The sequence below is a fragment of the Acidovorax sp. JHL-3 genome (assembly GCF_000526295.1).
GTDB lineage: Bacteria > Pseudomonadota > Gammaproteobacteria > Burkholderiales > Burkholderiaceae_C > Acidovorax > Acidovorax defluvii.
In genome coordinates, this window is sequence record NZ_JAFU01000001.1 from 669,072 (window position 1) to 686,199 (window position 17,128).

Below are 17,128 nucleotides of genomic sequence, written 5' to 3' on the forward strand. Positions count from 1 at the left end.
CAACCCGGGCAACCAGAATGACTGGCGAGAGCCCCAAAATGACCAAGACCCTGGTAATTGCAGAAAAACCCTCCGTCGCGCAAGACATCGTGCGCGCACTGACCCCCGTGGCCGGCAAGTTTGAAAAGCACGACGACCACTTCGAGAACGACCGCTATGTAGTCACCAGCGCCGTGGGCCACCTGGTGGAGATTCAGGCGCCCGAAGAGTTTGATGTGAAGCGCGGCAAGTGGAGTTTTGCCCACCTGCCCGTCATCCCGCCGTACTTTGACCTCAAGCCCGTGGACAAGACCAAGACGCGCCTGAACGCGGTGGTCAAACAGGCCAAGCGCAAGGACGTGACCGAACTCATCAACGCCTGCGACGCGGGCCGCGAGGGCGAGCTGATCTTCCGTCTGATCGAGCAATACGCCGGTGGCAGCAAACCAGATGGCAAAGGTCTGGGCAAACCCGTCAAGCGCCTGTGGCTGCAGAGCATGACGCCGCAGGCCATTCGCGACGGCTTTGACGCACTGCGCACCGAGCAGCAGATGGCGGGGCTGGCCCACGCCGCGCGCAGCCGCTCTGAGGCCGACTGGCTGGTGGGCATCAACGGCACGCGCGCCATGACGGCGTTCAACTCGCGCGATGGCGGTTTCTTCCTGACCACCGTGGGCCGTGTGCAGACGCCCACGCTGTCGCTGGTGGTGGAGCGCGAGGAAAAGATCCGCAAGTTCATCAGCCGCGACTACTGGGAAATCCACGCCACCTTCGGCGCCCAGGCGGGCGAATACCCCGCCAAGTGGTTCGACCCCAAGTGGAAGAAGTCGGAAGACGTGGAAGCACGCGCCGACCGCGTCTGGTCTGCCGCAGAAGCACAGTCAATAGCCAACGCCGTGCGCGGCAAGCAGGCCACCGTCACCGAAGAGAGCAAGCCCACCACGCAGGCATCGCCCCTGCTGTTTGACCTGACCAGCCTGCAGCGCGAGGCCAACGGCAAGTTCGGCTTTTCTGCCAAAACCACGCTGGCGCTGGCGCAAAGCCTGTACGAGCGCCACAAGGCCCTGACCTACCCGCGTACCGACTCGCGCGCGCTGCCCGAGGACTACCTGCCCGTGGCCAAGCAGACCTTCGAGATGCTGGCCGACAGCGGCATGCGGCATCTCGCGCCGCACGCGCTCACGGCGCTGAACAACAACTACGTGCGGCCGTCCAAGCGCATCTTTGACAACAGCAAGGTGAGCGATCACTTTGCCATCATCCCCACGCTGCAGGCGCCCTCGGGCCTGTCGGAAGCCGAACAGAAGCTGTACGACCTGGTCGTGCGCCGCTTCATGGCGGTGTTCTTCCCCAGCGCTGAATACACCGTGACCACGCGCATCAGCACCGTGGCCCCGCACAGTTTCAAGACCGAAGGCAAGGTGCTGGTCAAGCCGGGCTGGCTGGCCATCTACGGCAAGGAAGCGGCCGATGAAGTGGAGGGTGGAAAAGAGGGCGACAAGGGCCAGAACCTGGTGCCCGTGAAACCCGGCGAAATGGTCAACACCGTGGCCGTGGACCCCAAGGGCCTCAAGACCAAGCCACCCGCACGTTACTCCGAAGCCACGCTGCTGGGCGCCATGGAAAGCGCCGGCAAGCAGATCGACGACGAAGAGTTGCGCTCGGCCATGCAGGAAAAAGGCCTGGGCACGCCCGCCACGCGCGCAGCCACCATCGAAGGTCTGCTGACCGAAAAATACATGCTGCGCGAAGGCCGCGAGATCATCCCCACGGCCAAGGCGTTTCAGCTGATGACGCTGCTGCGCGGGCTGGGTGTGGAAGAGCTTTCGCGGGCCGACCTGACCGGCGAGTGGGAGTTCAAGCTCTCGCAAATGGAGAAGGGCCTGCTCAGCCGCGAAGACTTCATGGCCGGCATCGCCGCCATGACCGAGCGCATGGTGAAAAAGGCCAAGGAATACGACCGCGACACCATCCCCGGCGACTACGCCACGCTCGAATCGCCTTGCCCCAACTGCGGCGGCGTGGTCAAAGAGAACTACCGCCGCTTTGCCTGCGTCGGTAAACCCGGTGCAGAAGGTTGCGGCTTCAGCTTTGGCAAATCGCCCGCAGGCCGCACCTTTGAAACCGCCGAGGCCAATGCCCTGCTGCGCGACAAGAAGATCGGCCCGCTGGAAGGCTTCCGCTCCAAGGCCGGCTGGCCCTTCACGTCCGAGATCGTCATCAAGTACGACGACGAGGCGCACAACTACAAGCTCGAGTTCGACTTTGGCGACGACAAGAAGGGCGAAGAATCCGGCGAGATCGTCGAATTTGAAGACGCCTCCCTGGGCGCCTGCCCCATCTGTGGCTCAGACGTGCACGAGCACGGCAGCAACTACGTGTGCAGCAAGGCCGTGCCCACGGCCGCGCAGCCCACACCGAGCTGCACCTTCAAGAGCGGCAAGATCATCCTGCAGCAGCCCGTGGAGCGCGAGCAAATGCAAAAGCTGCTGGCCACTGGCAAGACCGACCTGCTCGACAAGTTTGTGAGCATGCGCACCCGCCGCGCCTTCAAGGCCCACCTGGCGTGGGACAAAGAGGCCGGCAAAGTCAACTTTGAGTTTGCGCCATCCAAGTTCCCGCCACGCCCGGGCGCTGCCGCTAAAACGATAGCTGCAAAGGCAGGAAAGACAAGCGCTGCAGCCAAAAAGGCCGCCAAACCTGCCGCCACCAAGAAAGCCCCGGCCACCAAGACCGCTGCCGCCAAGGCCCCACGCAAGCCCGCCGCAGGCAAGGCCCCCAGCGCCGCCCTGGCTGCGGTGATTGGCGCCGAGCCCGTGGCACGGCCCGAGGCGGTGAAGAAGATGTGGGAATACATCAAGGCCCACAACCTGCAGGACCCCAAGGACAAGCGCACCATCGTCGCCGATGACAAGCTGCGCGCCGTGTTCGGCAAGGACAGCGCGGGCATGTTCGAGCTGGCAGGCATTCTGGGCAACCACCTGGGCGCCGAGTGATGAAGCGGTGCTGTGCCCCCGCTGCATCGCCCGTCTGGCGCACGGTGCGGCTGGCATTGGCAGCCGTGGCCACTGCCGGGGTGCTGGCCGGGTGCAGCAGCGTGCCCGCTGCTTCGTCCGCCGGTGATGCAGCCCGCTCGCAGCAGGGCGCCAGTGGCATCACTGTGTTTGGTGATATCGACGTGGGTGTCACACGGCAACGCACGCGCTGACGCGCTGCGCAACGGCCCCACGCCCATGATTTCGCCCGATTACCGACCTCGCACTGCCACTGCAGCGACCAACCGCCATTGATTCCATGCGCAGCCGCACCGAACGCACGGTTCTCACCGCCATCGCGGTGGTCCTGGTAGCCGCCGCTGCCGCTGCGTGGTGGACGGCCGACCGCTGGCGGCCCCACGCGGGCCCCTGGGCGGCGCAGGCCTGGAAAAAAATCACGCGCCCCGGCCACGACACCCTGCCGCCCGAAAAACGCGCCGCGCAGGCCCGCCCCGCCCGCAGCGGGGGCTCTGAACCCATCGCCCCGCCGCCGCGCAAATGCCTGAAAGATGGCCGCGCCACTTACACCGACCAGCCCTGCCCACCGGGTAGCCAGGAGCAGCTGGTGGATGGCGCCGTCACCTCATTGCCGCGCTGACATTCAAGCCACCGGCGCACACACAGATGGCGCCGCGCACCCGCGTGACACGGCACGTCACCCGCATGGGATAAGCTGGACTTTTGCGTTTTAACGCCACCCCGGCGCCCTGACCATGCAGCAGCACCCCCCCACGCATTCCACCAGCCCCACCCGCTCGCTCCCGTTCACCGGTGTCACCAACTTCCGCGACCTGGGCGGCTACACGGGCCATGGTGGGCGGCCGGTGAGGTGGCGGCGGCTCTTTCGGTCCGACCATCTGGCGGGCCTTACGCCACAAGACCAGGCGCTGCTGGCCGAGCTGGGCGTGGCCCGCGCGGTAGATTTTCGCGGCCAGGCCGAAAGCGCGGCCCATGCCTACGCGCTGCCCGGCGTGGCCTACCACCCGCTGGCCATCGAGCCCACCGTGATCCAGCGCGCCCTCGACCTGCAGCGCACCGGCCGCCAGCTCACCGCGCAAGATGCCGTGGGGCTGATGCAAGAGACCTACCTGGGCTTTGTGCACGACAACGCCCCGCGCTTTGCCGAGCTCTTCCGACTGCTGCTGGCCAGCGATGCGCCCACCGTGTTTCACTGCACCGCCGGCAAAGACCGCACCGGCTTTGCCGCCGCCCTCATCCTGCTCGCCCTGGGCGTGCCGCGCGACGTGGTCATGCACGACTACCTGCTCACCAACGCGCTCTACCAGCGCCCGCCCGGCATGGGCAGCCACGCCCCCGAGGAAGTGCTGCGCGTGCTGTGGCGCGTGCAGGAAGAGTTTCTGGACGCCGCGCTGCACATGGTGGACAACGACTTTGGCGGCGTGCAGCCGTATCTGGTGGATGTGCTGGGCGTGGACGCCGCCGCGCAGAAGGAGTTGGCGGGGCGGTATTTGCAGGCGGTGTGAGGCCGTTGCGGTTTCCTGTGGCAGGCTAACCACGGCCAGCAAGCGGGCACGGTCCTCCACAAACTCGCGCACGTAGGTCAGTGAGGGGTTGTTGAAAATGCCCTCGGGCAACACGATGCCCAGTCTGCCACCAGGTTTAAGCAGGTCTAGGCAGCGTTCGATAAACAGCACTTCGGTTTTGATCTTGCCCAGCTTGCCATTGTGCGTTTTTCGATAGCTCAAACAGGCTGCCAATAGGTTCCCCGATGGCGGCAAGCAGGCGGGCGCGGGCTTCTGTGTACGGTACTTTGTAGCGGCGCTGGTAGGCGAAACACCACCCCGCTTAATGTTGTGCGACAAGATTTTTCGCGCTGTCTGGCGACCGGACTCGCCGGTTCTCCCGGCGTACTTGGACGAAGTTATGAAGACGCCCCACTTACGCCAGCAGATCGAAGCCTCATTGACGGGCACATCCCCGACCATGAAGAACATCAGCAAGCCAGCCTTGATGGCCCTGCGTTTCCCATTGCCACCACTCGACGTGCAGCAAACACTGATTGGCGCCATCGGCCAGGCCCGCGTTGACGCGCTGGCGCTGCGCCAGCAGGCAAAGCAGTTGCGGGAACAGGCCAAGCGCGAGATTGAGGCTGCATTACTTGGCTAGATTGCGCGATCTTTTTGATAGCTGCTTGCGCTTATTCCAAAAGCGCTAGCGACCTATTTGGCACACAACTCATACCCCGTACTCCGCCCTCCACCTTCCAGCCTGCGCAGCACCCCACGCTCCAGCAGGTCGTTGATATCCCGCAGCGCCGTATCCGCAGAGCATTTGCCCATGGCCGCCCACTTGGCGTTGGTCAGCTTGCCTTCCATGCCGTCCAGCACGCGGTTCAGCACCAGGGTTTGCCGGGCGTTCATGGGCGTGCCTGCCCAGCGCTGCCAGAACTGGGCTTTGTCCAGCACGCCCGCCAGCGTGGCGTCTGCACCCTGCACGGCGCGCAGCAGGCAGCCCAGAAACCAATGCAGCCACGGGGTCACGTCCAGCGGACCTTTTTGGGTGGCCTCTAGCTGGTCGTAATAGTCTTTGCGCTCGCGCTGTATCTGGGCGCTGAAGCTGTAGAACCGCTGGTGCGTTCCCTCTGCGCGTGCCAGCGCCATGTCGCCCACGGCGCGGCTCAGGCGGCCGTTGCCGTCGTCAAAAGGGTGCAAGGTGACCAGCCACAGGTGGGCCAGGCCCGCTTTGATGATGGCGTCGCCCGCTGGGGCGGCTTCAAACCAGTCAAAAAAGGCCTGGGTTTGCGCGGGCAGGGTGGCGGCGGGCGGGGCTTCAAAGTGCACCTTCTCGCGCCCCACGGGGCCAGACACCACCTGCATGGGGCCGCTGGCATCGGTGCGCCACGCGGCCACGGTGATGCGCGTGCGCCCGCTGTAGCCGGTGGGGAACAGCGCGGCGTGCCAGCCAAACAGGCGCTCGGGGGTCAGGGGTTGGTCAAAGTGGCGGGTGGCGTCCAGCACCACGTCCACCACGCCGTCCACATGCCGGTCGCTGGGTGCCAGGGCGCCTATGTCGAGGCCCAGCTTGCGGGCCACGGAAGAACGCACGGCGTCCAGGTCCAGCCGTTCGCCTTCGATGGCGCTGGTGGTGATGACTTCTTGTGTGAGCACTTGCAGGGTGGCCTGGTCGCGCTGCGGCAGGCCCAGCTCGGCCATGCGCCCGGCCAGCATGCCCTGTGCGCGATGCACCTGCGCAAGTGGCGCGGCCAGGGCGGCTGCGTCAAACCGCCACTGCGGCCAGTCGGGGCGTTGCCACAGGTAAGTGCGGCGGCGAGGGGCTTTCTTTTCGGTCCACATGCGGTGATTATGGCGTTTATTCGCCGCAAATTGCGCGGTGAATAAACGGGCTTTTCACCGCATGAACCTCAAGCGCTGGGTCGTATTTCCCATTAGACGTGTTAACGACGCCCTTCGGGTGGCTTCGACATGCTCAGCCCGAACGGATAGGGGCAGCTCTGACACGCGTAGCCAGGCTGGCAGTTATTCTCGTTTTGATAGCTGCTGGCGCTTACTCAATAAGCGCTGGCGGCCAATTTGGCTCAAAACCTAGCGCTTGACCCCGGCCTCAAGCGGGCTGCGCACGGCCAGCACGAACACCGTGTCCAGGGCCTCTATGTAGTGGTGCAGCGCCACGTAGCTGCGCGCGGCGTGGCCGATCACCAGTTTGCGCTCGCCGCCTTGCACGAGGTGGCCGATCTGATAGATCCGACAGCGCCTGGCACGTGAAGCCCGTTGGTAAGGCAAGGGTGGAATCGCCTTGGAAGCGCCGGTCCCTGCAGGCGGGTTACAGTGCCCGGCGGCGCAACAGGCGGGCGCGAACCAGGCGCTTCCAGACCAGTACACACGAACTTGGCAGCCCTTGGCCCTTCGGCGCGACGGGCCCCTGGCTTTTCCCCTTTTCCCCACTCACCGGACCACCCCATGACCAGCCCTATGTACTCCCACTCGGTTCCCGTCCTCAAGCAGATGCTGACCGCGTTGAAAAGCATTCTTGCGCAGGCGAGCGAATACGCAACCGCCAAGTCGATCGAGCCAGACGCCTTGCTGCAGGCACGGCTGGCGCCCGACATGTTTCCGCTGCTCAAGCAGGTGCAGATTGCAGCCGACTTTTCTCGCGGCATCGCGGCGCGGCTGGCGGGGGTGGATGTGCCGGTCTTTGCAGGCGAAGAGAAAAGCTTTGCCGATCTGGATGCGCTGTTGGCGCAGACCTTGGCCTTTTTGGAAAGCGTGAACGCAGCGCAGTTTGAAGGCAAAGAGGGCGTTGAAATCGTCTTGCGCCCTGGCACGCCCAAAGAGAAAAAGCTCAGTGGGCAGACCTACTTGGCGAACTATGGTCTGCCGCAGTTCTTCTTTCATGTGACGACGGCCTACGCCATCCTGCGCCACAACGGTTTGCCCATTGGCAAGCGCGACTACATGGGCGCTTATTGACCTGAACATGTTCGGCACGGCGCTTCACACACCGCGTTGTGCAGGGCATTGCGGCCGGGCTTTGTGCAGGTGCTGCCCGCTATGCTCCCCCACCAACGAAACACGACACACGGTGACCGCCATGCACGACATCATCTGCCCCCACTGCAACAAGGCGTTCAAGGTGGACGAAACCGGGTATGCCGACATCCTCAAGCAGGTGCGCGACGCGGATTTCAACGAGCAGCTGCACGAGCGGCTGGAGCTGGCCGAGCAAGACAAGCGCAATGCGGTGGCGCTGGCGCAAGCCCAGGTGGCCAATGAGCTGCAGAAATCGACGGCCGCCAAAGACTCCGAGATTCAAGCCCTGAAGGCCCAGCTGGATGCCGCCGAAGTGGCGCGCAAGCTGGCGGTGTCTGAGGCGCTGGGCGGAGTGCACCAGGAGCGCGATGCGCTGGCTAATGAGCTGGAGCGCGCGCGGCAAGCGCAGCAAACAGCGGCCCTGCTGGCAGAAGCCCGGCTGGCGCAGGAGCTGCAGGGCGCGGCCGCCAAAAAGGACGCCGAGATCCAGCAGCTCAAGTCGCAGCTGGAGGCGGGCGAGGTGGTGCGCAGGCTGGCGGTGTCCGAGGCGGTCACCGTGGTGGCCCGCGAGCGCGATGAATTCAAGAACGATCTGAACCTGGTGGTGGTGAAAAAGCAGCTGGAGGAGGCCGCCATCAAGGAGCAATACGCCTTGCAGTTGCGCGACCGCGATGGCGAGATTGCGCGGCTGCGGGACATGAAGGCGCGCCTGTCAACCAAGATGGTGGGCGAGACGCTGGAGCAGCACTGCGAGACGGAGTTCAACCGCATCCGCGCCACCGCGTTTGCGCGCGCGTATTTCGAGAAGGACAACGACGCGCGCAGTGGCAGCAAGGGCGACTACATCTTTCGCGACCTGGACGAGTCGGGCAACGAGATCGTCTCGATCATGTTCGAGATGAAGAACGAAAACGACGAGACCGCCACCAAAAAGCGCAACGAAGACTTCTTGAAAGAGCTGGACAAAGACCGCAGTGAAAAAGGCTGCGAATACGCGGTGCTGGTGTCGCTGCTGGAGCCCGAGAGCGAGCTGTACAACACCGGCATCGTGGACATGTTCTACCGCTACCCCAAGATGTACGTGGTGCGGCCGCAGTTTTTCATTCCCATCATCACGCTGCTGCGCAACGCCTCGATGAAGTCGCTGCAGTACAAGTCAGAGCTGGCGCTGGTGAAGGCGCAGAACCTGGACATCACCAAGTTCGAATCGCAACTGGAGGAGTTCAAGGGCGCGTTTGGGCGCAACTGGCGCCTGGCGTCGGACGGGTTTGAGGAGGCTGTTCGGCGCATTGATGAGGCCATCAAGGACTTGGAGAAGACCAAGGAGGCGCTGCACAAGTCGGCCAACAATTTGCGCCTGGCCAACGACAAGGCCGAAGACCTCACGATCAAGAAGCTGACCCGGGGCAACCCGACGATGGCGGCCAAGTTTGCAGAGCTCAAGCAGGTGGAGATTTCGGATGGGGAGTAATGTGCCCTCTTCCGCAAGGGGCGAGGGATCAACACCCGGCGCCGCGCACAGCTACCAGGATTACACCGTCACCGACGCCCCCGTGGCATAGAACAGCCCACCCGCCACGTAGTGCAGCGTGCGCAGCTCGTCCGGTGCGGTGTCGAACTCCCAGTGGCCATTGCGGAACACGCGCTCGTCGGCCCAAGCGGCCAGCACTTCGCCGATGAAGAGGTCATACGTCTGCTGGTTGTGCGGCTCGGGGATGACGCGGCACAGCAGCCAGGCGGCGCAGCCCTGCACCAGGGGCGTGGCGTGGCCGGGCGCGTGAAAGAGCTGCACGCCGTGCTGCTGCAGCTTGTCGGGGTGGGTCTTGGCGCTGTCGGTGCCAATGCCCACCGTGAGCGCTGCCATGGCCCGGGTGGGCAGTTGCAAGGCAAAGTGCCCGCTGGCCTCTACCAGTTGGCGCGTGCGCGTGGCCTTGTCGAGCACCACCGTGACCTTGGGCGGGGCAAAGTCCAGCGCGCAGGCCCAGGCGGCGGCCATGGCGTTGTCCTCGCCCGCATGGCTGGCCGAGACGAGCACGGTGGGGCCGTGATTGAGCAGGCGGTAGGCCTTGTCCAGCGGGACGGGGGTGAAGTGCGGGTTGGGTGGCATGGGGTAGCGCAACGGTGGGTGGACAAGTGGGCCAGGACAGGGGATGGGGACTTGGCTGACACGGTTGAGATGACCATCCCGCCCCCATTTTTGCTCTTATTTTTATAGCTATTAGCGCTTTCAGCATAAGCGCCAGGGGCTATTTTGACCTGAAGTTTGCTACTACACCGCGGATGTCGGGCGTGACGTGCGCCTCCCGCCGGCCGGTCGCGCCGGTGTGCAAGGGGTTTTACATCGGCGCAAGCCGGGGCGGCGTGGCAACAAGTACCATTCCGTCGCCTGTCAACCGCCCCGCCGGGGGCCTCAAATAAGGAGACAAATGCCATGTTCAGTCATGTGATGGTCGGTGTGAGTGACCTGGAGCAGTCCAGAAAGTTTTATGACGCGCTGTTTGCCACGATGGGTATCAACCCCGGGGTGGCCAACAAGAACCGTTATTTTTTCCGCAGCCCCCAAGGCACGTTTGGCATTTCCACGCCCATCAATGGCGAGCCTGCCACGATTGGCAACGGCAGCACCATCGGTTTTGCGATGAAGTCGCCCGAGCAGGCCGATGCCTTCCACGCAGCCGGCGTGGCCAATGGCGGCACCACCTGCGAAGACCCGCCGGGCTGGCGCGAAAGCCCTGGCGGCAAGCTCTACCTGGCCTATCTGCGCGACCCGGACGGCAACAAGCTGTGCGCCCTGCACCGCCCCGCCGCATAGGTTGAACGGTTGTGCGAATGAACGGGGGCATGGAACAGCCGGGGTAAAAATCGGGGTCAGACTCGCAATCAACGCCCCCACGGGTTCCTGCTCCCCCAACGGGTTTTCCGCTGCAACGGTGGCAAATCCAGCCACTTGCCCAGACCCGTGCTGGCCGTCCACCGCGCTGGGACAAGGCAGCTGGCAGGGCACTATTTGCCGCCACAATCTGCGCTTGCCTCCATTTTGGGAATCGACATGCTGATAGCGGAACAATGGGTTTTGGTGACCGGTGGCGCCCGTGGTCTGGGCCAGTCCATCACACGGGCGCTGGCGCGCGAAGGCGCGGGCGTGGTCATCAACTACCACCACAGCGACAAGGCCGCCGCCGCGCTGGCCGAAGAACTGGGCCCGCGCGCCATGGCTCTGCAGGCCGATGTGACCGATACCGCCGCTGTGCACACACTGTTTGCGCAGGCCCATGAGCGCACCGGCCAGCCCATCAGCAGTGTGGTGAACAACGCACTGGTGGGCTTTCAGTTCGACGGCGAGGCGCGCCCGCAGATTGGCGACATTGCATGGCAGCGCTTCAACCAGCAGATCGAAGGCGCCGTGAAGGGTGCGCTCAACACCTTGCAGGCGGCGCTGCCCGGAATGCGTGCGCAGGGCTTTGGCCGCATCGTGAACGTGGGCACCAACCTGTTTCAGAACCCCGTGGTGCCGTACCACGACTACACCGCCGCCAAGGCAGCGCTGTTGTCGCTCACACGCACGGCGGCCAACGACCTGGGGCCGCACGGCATCACCGTGAACATGGTTTCGGGCGGCCTGCTGCGCAGCACCGACGCCAGCAGCGCCACGCCCGAGGCGGTGTTCGAACTCATCGCCAGCCTGACCCCGCTGCGCCGCGTGACCACACCGGCCGAGTTTGCCGACGCCGTGCTGTTCTTCCTCTCACCCTGGTCGCGCGCGGTGACCGGGCAAAACCTGATCGTGGATGGCGGACTGGTGAAGGGATGAGCGGCGCCTGGCAGGGCGGCCGGCCAATCACATGAAGGTGATGACCATGAAACTGGTGCGCACCGAAGACAGCCGCATCGTGCGCGGGCAGAACTGCGCGTTGACCAATGACCGCGACGTCCAGCGCCTGCTGACCGTACCGCGCTGACCGCTTTCGCCCTCCCGGGTCTTGAAAAAAAATGGCCGATCAACGGCCATTTTTTATGGGCGCAGCGCTTCGGGGAAGTGGACCACCGGGGCGGGTCTGTGCCAAACGCCCACACTGCGCCGCCGGGAAGCTTGTCACATCCGCCATGGTGCCGCCTAAAATTACACCCCATGACATTTCTCGACATGCTGCGCACTGCTTCAACGCAGAACAACTCGATGCTCTGCGTGGGGCTGGACCCTGAACCCAACCGGTTTCCCGCAGGCATGCGCGGCGATCCGCGCAAGATCTATGACTTTTGCGCCGCGATTGTCGACAGCACTGCCGATGTGGCGTGCGCCTTCAAGCCCCAGATTGCCTACTTTGCAGCCCATGGCGCCGAAGACCAGCTGGAGCGGCTGATGCAGCACATGCGCTGCAACGCCCCCCATGTGCCGGTGATTCTGGATGCCAAGCGTGGCGACATTGGCTCCACGGCCGAGCAATACGCCAAAGAGGCCTTTGAGCGCTACGGCGCCGACGCCGTCACGCTCTCGCCGTTCATGGGGTTTGATTCCATCGAACCCTACCTTGCCTACCACGGCAAAGGCGCTTTCCTGCTGTGCCGCACCTCCAACCCCGGCGGTGACGACCTGCAAAACCAGCGCCTGGCCAGCGTCGACGGCCAGCCCTTGTTGTATGAACATGTGGCGCGCCTGGCGCAAGGCCCCTGGAACCGCAACGGCCAGCTCGGCCTGGTGGTGGGCGCCACTTACCCCCAGGAAATTGAACGCGTGCGCAGCATTGCACCCACGCTGCCCCTGCTGATCCCCGGGGTGGGTGCGCAGGGCGGCGATGCCGTGGCCACCGTGCGCGCCGGGCTGCGCCCTGACGGCCCCATCATCGTGAACTCATCGCGGGCCATTCTGTATGCGTCGGGCGGGGACGACTTTGCAGCCGCCGCGCGCCATGAGGCCCTGCGCACCCGCGCTGTGCTGCAAGCGGCGTGCGGCTGACACGCCCGACAACCGTGGAGACACCAGCTGTGCTGCAGTGCGGTGAAACCACCGGGTACAAGGCTGCGCATGGCGACGCCTCGCCGTACCAACCCCACATGCAGCCAACAGGAATGGGCAGCAGGGATAGAGGGTTTGGTGAACCCATGCATCCACTGCCTGCCGGGCCATGCAGCTGAAGTGGCTGGAGGATTTCATCACGCTGGCGCAGGAGCGCAGCTTTACGCGTGCTGCCGAGTTGCGCCACGTCACCCACCCCGCATTCGGGCGTCGCATCCGCGCCCTTGAGGCCTGGGCTGGAACACCTTTGGTAAAGCGCGGTGGCGGTCCCGTCACACTGACGGCGGCGGGTGCCAGTTTTCTGGAAACCGCCGCGCAACTGGCGCGCAACCTGGCGCAATCGCACGAGGAGCTGCAAAGCCTGGCCGGGCGCCAGGGCCGTACCGTGACGCTGACCACCGGCCGCACCTTGGCGCGCACCGTGGTGGCTGACTGGCTGGTGCGCCTGCGCCCGGTTCTGCAAGACGGGCAATTGCACATCCTGACGCGCGCACTGGCGGACACCGTCGCCATGCTCGAGCGCGGCGAGGCCGATTTCTCGCTCGTGTACCACCACCCGGCGTTGGCCATTGGGCTGGACGCTCGGCAGTTCATCCATGTCACCATGGCCACGGATCGCCTGGTGCCTGTATCCCGCGCCACACCGCAAGGGCTGCCGCTGCACGACTTTGCGCAAGGGCAACCCGTGCCGTACCTGGCCTACGCCCCCCAATTGGCACTGGGGCGGCTGGTCGAGGACCACCTGGCGCACAACCCGCATGCACCGCGCCTTCAGCGCCTGGTGGAATGCGACTCGGCAGATGCCCACTACGAATACGTGCAAAAGGGACTCGGTGTGGCCTGGCTTCCTTGGTCGATGGTGCATGCCGACTGCAAGAGCGGCCGCCTCGCACGCGCGGGTAGCGAGCAAATGGAAGTGCGCTTTGACGTGCGCCTGTACCGGCCCAAGCGCCGCCTGGGCCCGCTGGCCGAAGCCTTGTGGCAGACCGTGACGCTGCGCTGACCGCATCAGAACGATCGCTCGGCTTAACTACGCACCGATTCGTGCCGTTTCGGCACCAACGAAGCCTGTGCACGTTCCCACAATGGGCCAACCCCACCACAAGGACAACCTGCCATGCACACCCTCCATCTCTCTCGCCGCGCCGCCCTGGCCTGCAGCCTGGCCGTGCTGGCCAGCGCCCCGGCAGTCGCCCAGGAAGCCTCGTATCCCAGCAAGCCCATCACGATCGTGGTGGGTTATCCGCCGGGCGGCAGCACCGACCTGACGGGCCGGGTGGTGGCCACCGAGCTGGGCAACCGCCTGGGCGTGCCGGTGGTGATAGAGAACATTGGCGGTGCCGGCGGTGCCATTGGCGCGCAAAAAGTGGCCAGCGCCGCACCGGACGGCTACACCCTGCTGGTGGGTGCGAGCAACGAGATCGCCATCAACAAGCTGGTGACCAAGAAGGTCAAGTACGACATCAAGGACTTCACAGCCATCGGCCTGATCGCCTCGCAACCCCTGGTGCTGGTGGCGTCCACCGGCTCCGGGGTGAAGAACCTGGCAGAGTTCACGCAGAAAGTCTCCAAGAACCCCGGCAAGTTCAGCTACGGCAGCTCGGGCGTGGGCACTTCGCTGCACCTGGCGGGCGAAATGATCAAAGAACAGGGCAAGCTGTTCATGACGCATATTCCCTACCGCGGCGTGGCGCCGCTCACCAACGACCTGATGGGCAACAACCTGGAGTACGGCGTGTTCGTGCTCTCCAGCGGTCTGCCGCACATCAAAAGCGGCAAGGTGATCGCGCTGGGCACCACCGAAGCCACGCGCTCGGCCGCCACGCCCGATATCCCGGCGATCTCTGAATCAGCCCAGTACAAGAACGTGGACATTGGCGTCTGGTTCGCGCTCATGGCCCCCGCGCATTTGCCCAAACCGGTGTTCGACAAACTCAAGAAAGCGCTGAACGAAGCACTGCAGGCACCCGAGCTGCGCAAGAAGCTGGAGAGCAGCGGCTCGACGGTGTCGTCACCCAGCGTGAACATCGACAAGTTTTTAGCCGCCGAAGTGGCCAAGTACAAACAGATTGTTGAATTCGCCAAGATCGAAGAATGAGCACCGTCCTCCCTCCCCCAACGGCCCTCAGCTTCACGTTGCCCGCACCAGACCTGAGCGCCTGGCGTGCAGGCAACACCGGCACGCCAGGCGTGTGGCACTTCGACTCGGGTGTGCCCGGGCGCCACGTGATGATCAGCGCCCTGGTGCATGGCAATGAACTGTGCGGCGCCTGGGCCCTCAAGGGTTTGCTGGAGGCCGCGCTGCGCCCGCAGAAAGGTCGGCTTACCCTGGCCTTTTGCAACCTGGATGCGTTCGACCGCTTTGACGCCGGCAACCACGACGCCTCGCGCTTCACCGACGAAGACCTGAACCGCCAATGGCTGGACGAGCGCATCGACGCCGCGGACACCAACGAGCGCCGCCGCGCCGCCGCGCTGCGTCCGTGGGTAGCGCAGGCCGACTGGCTGCTCGACATCCATTCCATGCATGAGCCCTCGGCCCCGCTGCTGCTCACCGGGGTCCAGCCACGCAACCTGCAACTGGCGCGCGCCATGCGCTCGCCCGAGCACATCGTGATCGATGCCGGGCACAAAGACGGCGTACGCATGCGCGACTATGGGCGCTTTGGCCTGCCCGATGGCCAGGCCCCGGGGCAAGGCGGCGATACGCGTTCGCTGCTGATCGAGTGCGGCTTCCACGGCGACCCCGCCAGCCGCGCCGTCGCGCAGGACCAGTGCGTGCGCTTTCTCGAAACAGCCGGCGTGGTCGAAGCGGCGGAACTGGACCGCAGGCTGCCCGGCTGGCGCCTGGCCGATGCACCCCGCCAGTGGGCGCTTGAGGTCACGGGCCCCGTGGTCGCCCGCAGCAGCGCCTTCCGTTTCAACGCACCCTTCACCGGGCTGGAAGTGATCGCGCAGGCAGGCACGGTGATAGGCGACAACGATGGCGAACCCGTCGCCACGCTCTACGATGACTGCGTGCTGGTGATGCCCTCTACGCGCCAGGCCCGCGCTGGCGTTACCGTGGTGCGCTACGCACGCCGTCGGTTGCTGTGATGCCCCCGCCCCCGGCACCGGGGTGCGGCCAGCCACTGCCACTATTAAATAGATAGCTGTCAGCGCTTTCCAGATAAGCGCTACAGGGCTATTTCATGCCGAATCTTGGCCCCAGCACCACGCACACCAGGGCCAGCACCACGCAGGCCACACCCGCCCATTGCCAGGCGGTGACGACCTCGTCCAGCACCCACAGGCCCGCCGCCATGCCCACCAGCGGCACGCCCAGGCTGAAGGGTGCCACGCGGTTGGCCGGGTAGCGCTTGAGCAGGCTGGTCCACATGCCGTAGCCCAGCACCGTGGCCGCCCAGCCCAGATAGGCCAACGACAGCCAGGCCACCAGCGGCACGGCGGCCCAGGCGGCGGGATCGATCCAGCGGCCCGCGTCCGGATCGAACCAGAGCGACAGCAGGATGAAGGGCAGCACGGGCACCAGGCTGCTCCAGATCACGAAAGACAGGGGGTTGTAGCCCGGCGAGGCTTGCTGTGCCAGGCGCGAGACGATGTTCGATGCCGCCCACGAAGCCGCCGCGCACAGCGTCAGCAGCAGGCCCGCCAGCGTGGTGCCGGCCGTGGCAGCGCCGGGCTGCAGATGGTTCATGGCAAAACACAGCAGCCCCACCCCCGCCAGCGCAAGCCCCAGCACCAGCGGCCGGCCCGGGCGCTCGTGCAGCACACCAAAACCGAACAGCGCGGTAAAGAACACCTGGGTTTGCAGCAGCACGCTGGCCAACGCCGCCGTCATGCCCATTTGCAGTGCCACAAACAAAAAGCCGAACTGCCCCACGCCCTGGAAAGCGCCAAACAGCAGCACCCAGCGCCAATGCAGGCGGGGTGCCTGCACCAGCAGCACCAGGGGCAGGGCCGCGCACAGGTAGCGCAAGGCGCCCAGCTGAAATGGCGTAAAGCTGCGCAGGCCCCACTTCATGGCCACGAAGTTCACGCCCCACAGCACAACCACCGCGAGCGCAGCCAGAAGATCGCGGGCCCGCATCGGCCCCGGCGCAGTGGTCATTCGCTGCCTTACTGCGCTGCGCGCGCAGCGTCGATATGGGCCTTGACGCGCTGGGCCAGCGCGATGTCGCCGGGGGTTTCGGGGGTCCAGGCGTCCACGGCTCGAGGCTGTCCATCGTCATCCACGGCGGCATACACCACCACACAGTGGGTCACGGGCTGCAGGTCCCTGTCCTGGATGCTGCCCGCCCGCACCTCCACCGCCATGCTCATGCTGCTGCTGCCGGTGTAGGCCAGGCGGGCCTCCACCTCCACCAGATCCCCGGAGCGAACTGGCCGCAGAAAGCTGGCACCGCCCATAAAGGCCGTCACGCAGGCGCAGTGCGCCCAGGCGCTGGCGCAGGCCAGCCCGGCTTCGTCCACCCACAGCAACACGGCCCCACCCTGAATGCGGCCCGAGGCCGATGAGGCGCCGGATGCGGCCATGAAACGCAAGGTGATGGAATGCATGCCGGGAATTCTCCGCAGTTGGGACAGTCAGG

At 65.1% G+C, this 17,128-nt stretch carries 18 protein-coding genes; 13 read left to right on the forward strand and 5 right to left on the reverse strand.

Annotated elements, in window-relative coordinates; genetic code table 11:
• Positions 1 to 38: 38 nt before the first annotated feature.
• From K226_RS0103060 to K226_RS0103080, 5 genes are all read left to right on the forward strand, one after another.
• Complete coding sequence (locus K226_RS0103060; RefSeq protein ID WP_024813405.1) at positions 39 to 2,975, forward strand: DNA topoisomerase III; 2,937 nt, start codon at positions 39 to 41, stop codon at positions 2,973 to 2,975.
• Complete coding sequence (locus tag K226_RS0103065) at positions 2,975 to 3,187, forward strand: hypothetical protein (RefSeq protein ID WP_024813406.1); 213 nt, start codon at positions 2,975 to 2,977, stop codon at positions 3,185 to 3,187. Before K226_RS0103060 ends, K226_RS0103065 begins: the two co-directional genes overlap by 1 nt.
• 86 nt (positions 3,188 to 3,273) lie before the next feature.
• Complete coding sequence (locus K226_RS0103070; RefSeq protein ID WP_024813407.1) at positions 3,274 to 3,612, forward strand: hypothetical protein; 339 nt, start codon at positions 3,274 to 3,276, stop codon at positions 3,610 to 3,612.
• Positions 3,613 to 3,727: 115 nt separating this feature from the next.
• The gene (locus K226_RS0103075; protein WP_024813408.1) at positions 3,728 to 4,498 is read left to right on the forward strand and encodes a tyrosine-protein phosphatase; all 771 of its coding nucleotides are present in this window, start codon (positions 3,728 to 3,730) and stop codon (positions 4,496 to 4,498) included.
• Positions 4,499 to 4,898: 400 nt separating this feature from the next.
• Entirely contained in the window at positions 4,899 to 5,141 is a 243-nt protein-coding gene (locus K226_RS0103080) for a hypothetical protein (RefSeq protein ID WP_155886491.1), read from the forward strand.
• 53 nt (positions 5,142 to 5,194) lie between these two features.
• Here the strand turns inward: K226_RS0103080 and K226_RS0103085 are convergent, their stop codons facing one another.
• Together K226_RS0103085 and K226_RS19755 are read right to left on the reverse strand one after the other, a co-directional pair.
• A complete protein-coding gene (locus K226_RS0103085; protein ID WP_024813410.1) occupies positions 5,195 to 6,328 on the reverse strand; it encodes a Fic family protein in 1,134 nt (377 codons plus the stop codon).
• 249 nt (positions 6,329 to 6,577) lie between these two features.
• Entirely contained in the window at positions 6,578 to 6,775 is a 198-nt protein-coding gene (locus K226_RS19755) for a type II toxin-antitoxin system RelE/ParE family toxin (RefSeq protein WP_155886492.1), read from the reverse strand.
• Positions 6,776 to 6,952: 177 nt separating this feature from the next.
• Here K226_RS19755 and K226_RS0103095 point away from each other — a divergent pair, with 177 nt between their 5' ends.
• The gene (locus K226_RS0103095) at positions 6,953 to 7,462 is read left to right on the forward strand and encodes a DUF1993 family protein (protein ID WP_024813411.1); all 510 of its coding nucleotides are present in this window, start codon (positions 6,953 to 6,955) and stop codon (positions 7,460 to 7,462) included.
• 121 nt (positions 7,463 to 7,583) lie between these two features.
• Positions 7,584 to 8,993, forward strand: coding sequence for a DUF2130 domain-containing protein (locus tag K226_RS0103100; RefSeq protein ID WP_024813412.1), 1,410 nt, complete (start codon positions 7,584 to 7,586; stop codon positions 8,991 to 8,993).
• Between the two features lie 60 nt (positions 8,994 to 9,053).
• On the opposite strand, the gene K226_RS0103105 is transcribed toward K226_RS0103100, so the two are convergent.
• A complete protein-coding gene (locus tag K226_RS0103105; protein WP_024813413.1) occupies positions 9,054 to 9,629 on the reverse strand; it encodes a flavin reductase family protein in 576 nt (191 codons plus the stop codon).
• A 324-nt stretch (positions 9,630 to 9,953) separates the two neighbouring features.
• Here K226_RS0103105 and K226_RS0103110 point away from each other — a divergent pair, with 324 nt between their 5' ends.
• The 6 genes from K226_RS0103110 (at position 9,954) to K226_RS0103140 (ending at position 15,632) form a co-directional block, all read left to right on the forward strand.
• The gene (locus K226_RS0103110) at positions 9,954 to 10,334 is read left to right on the forward strand and encodes a VOC family protein (protein WP_024813414.1); all 381 of its coding nucleotides are present in this window, start codon (positions 9,954 to 9,956) and stop codon (positions 10,332 to 10,334) included.
• A 237-nt stretch (positions 10,335 to 10,571) separates the two neighbouring features.
• Positions 10,572 to 11,333 (forward strand): 3-oxoacyl-ACP reductase, encoded by a 762-nt coding sequence (locus tag K226_RS0103115; protein WP_024813415.1) that lies wholly within the window; start codon positions 10,572 to 10,574, stop codon positions 11,331 to 11,333.
• A 318-nt stretch (positions 11,334 to 11,651) separates the two neighbouring features.
• Positions 11,652 to 12,476, forward strand: a complete 825-nt coding sequence (gene pyrF, locus K226_RS0103125; RefSeq protein ID WP_024813416.1) for an orotidine-5'-phosphate decarboxylase — start codon at positions 11,652 to 11,654, stop codon at positions 12,474 to 12,476.
• 169 nt (positions 12,477 to 12,645) lie between these two features.
• Entirely contained in the window at positions 12,646 to 13,539 is an 894-nt protein-coding gene (locus tag K226_RS0103130; protein WP_024813417.1) for a LysR family transcriptional regulator, read from the forward strand.
• 114 nt (positions 13,540 to 13,653) lie between these two features.
• Positions 13,654 to 14,634: a tripartite tricarboxylate transporter substrate binding protein gene (locus tag K226_RS0103135; protein WP_024813418.1), complete on the forward strand. Its 981-nt coding sequence runs from the start codon at positions 13,654 to 13,656 to the stop codon at positions 14,632 to 14,634.
• Positions 14,631 to 15,632 (forward strand): succinylglutamate desuccinylase/aspartoacylase family protein, encoded by a 1,002-nt coding sequence (locus tag K226_RS0103140; RefSeq protein ID WP_024813419.1) that lies wholly within the window; start codon positions 14,631 to 14,633, stop codon positions 15,630 to 15,632. Before K226_RS0103135 ends, K226_RS0103140 begins: the two co-directional genes overlap by 4 nt.
• 88 nt (positions 15,633 to 15,720) lie before the next feature.
• On the opposite strand, the gene K226_RS0103145 is transcribed toward K226_RS0103140, so the two are convergent.
• Both K226_RS0103145 and K226_RS0103150 read right to left on the reverse strand, forming a co-directional pair.
• The gene (locus tag K226_RS0103145; protein ID WP_024813420.1) at positions 15,721 to 16,647 is read right to left on the reverse strand and encodes an EamA family transporter; all 927 of its coding nucleotides are present in this window, start codon (positions 16,645 to 16,647) and stop codon (positions 15,721 to 15,723) included.
• A gap of 8 nt (positions 16,648 to 16,655) precedes the next feature.
• Positions 16,656 to 17,096: an acyl-CoA thioesterase gene (locus tag K226_RS0103150; protein ID WP_024813421.1), complete on the reverse strand. Its 441-nt coding sequence runs from the start codon at positions 17,094 to 17,096 to the stop codon at positions 16,656 to 16,658.
• Positions 17,097 to 17,128 lie beyond the last annotated feature (32 nt).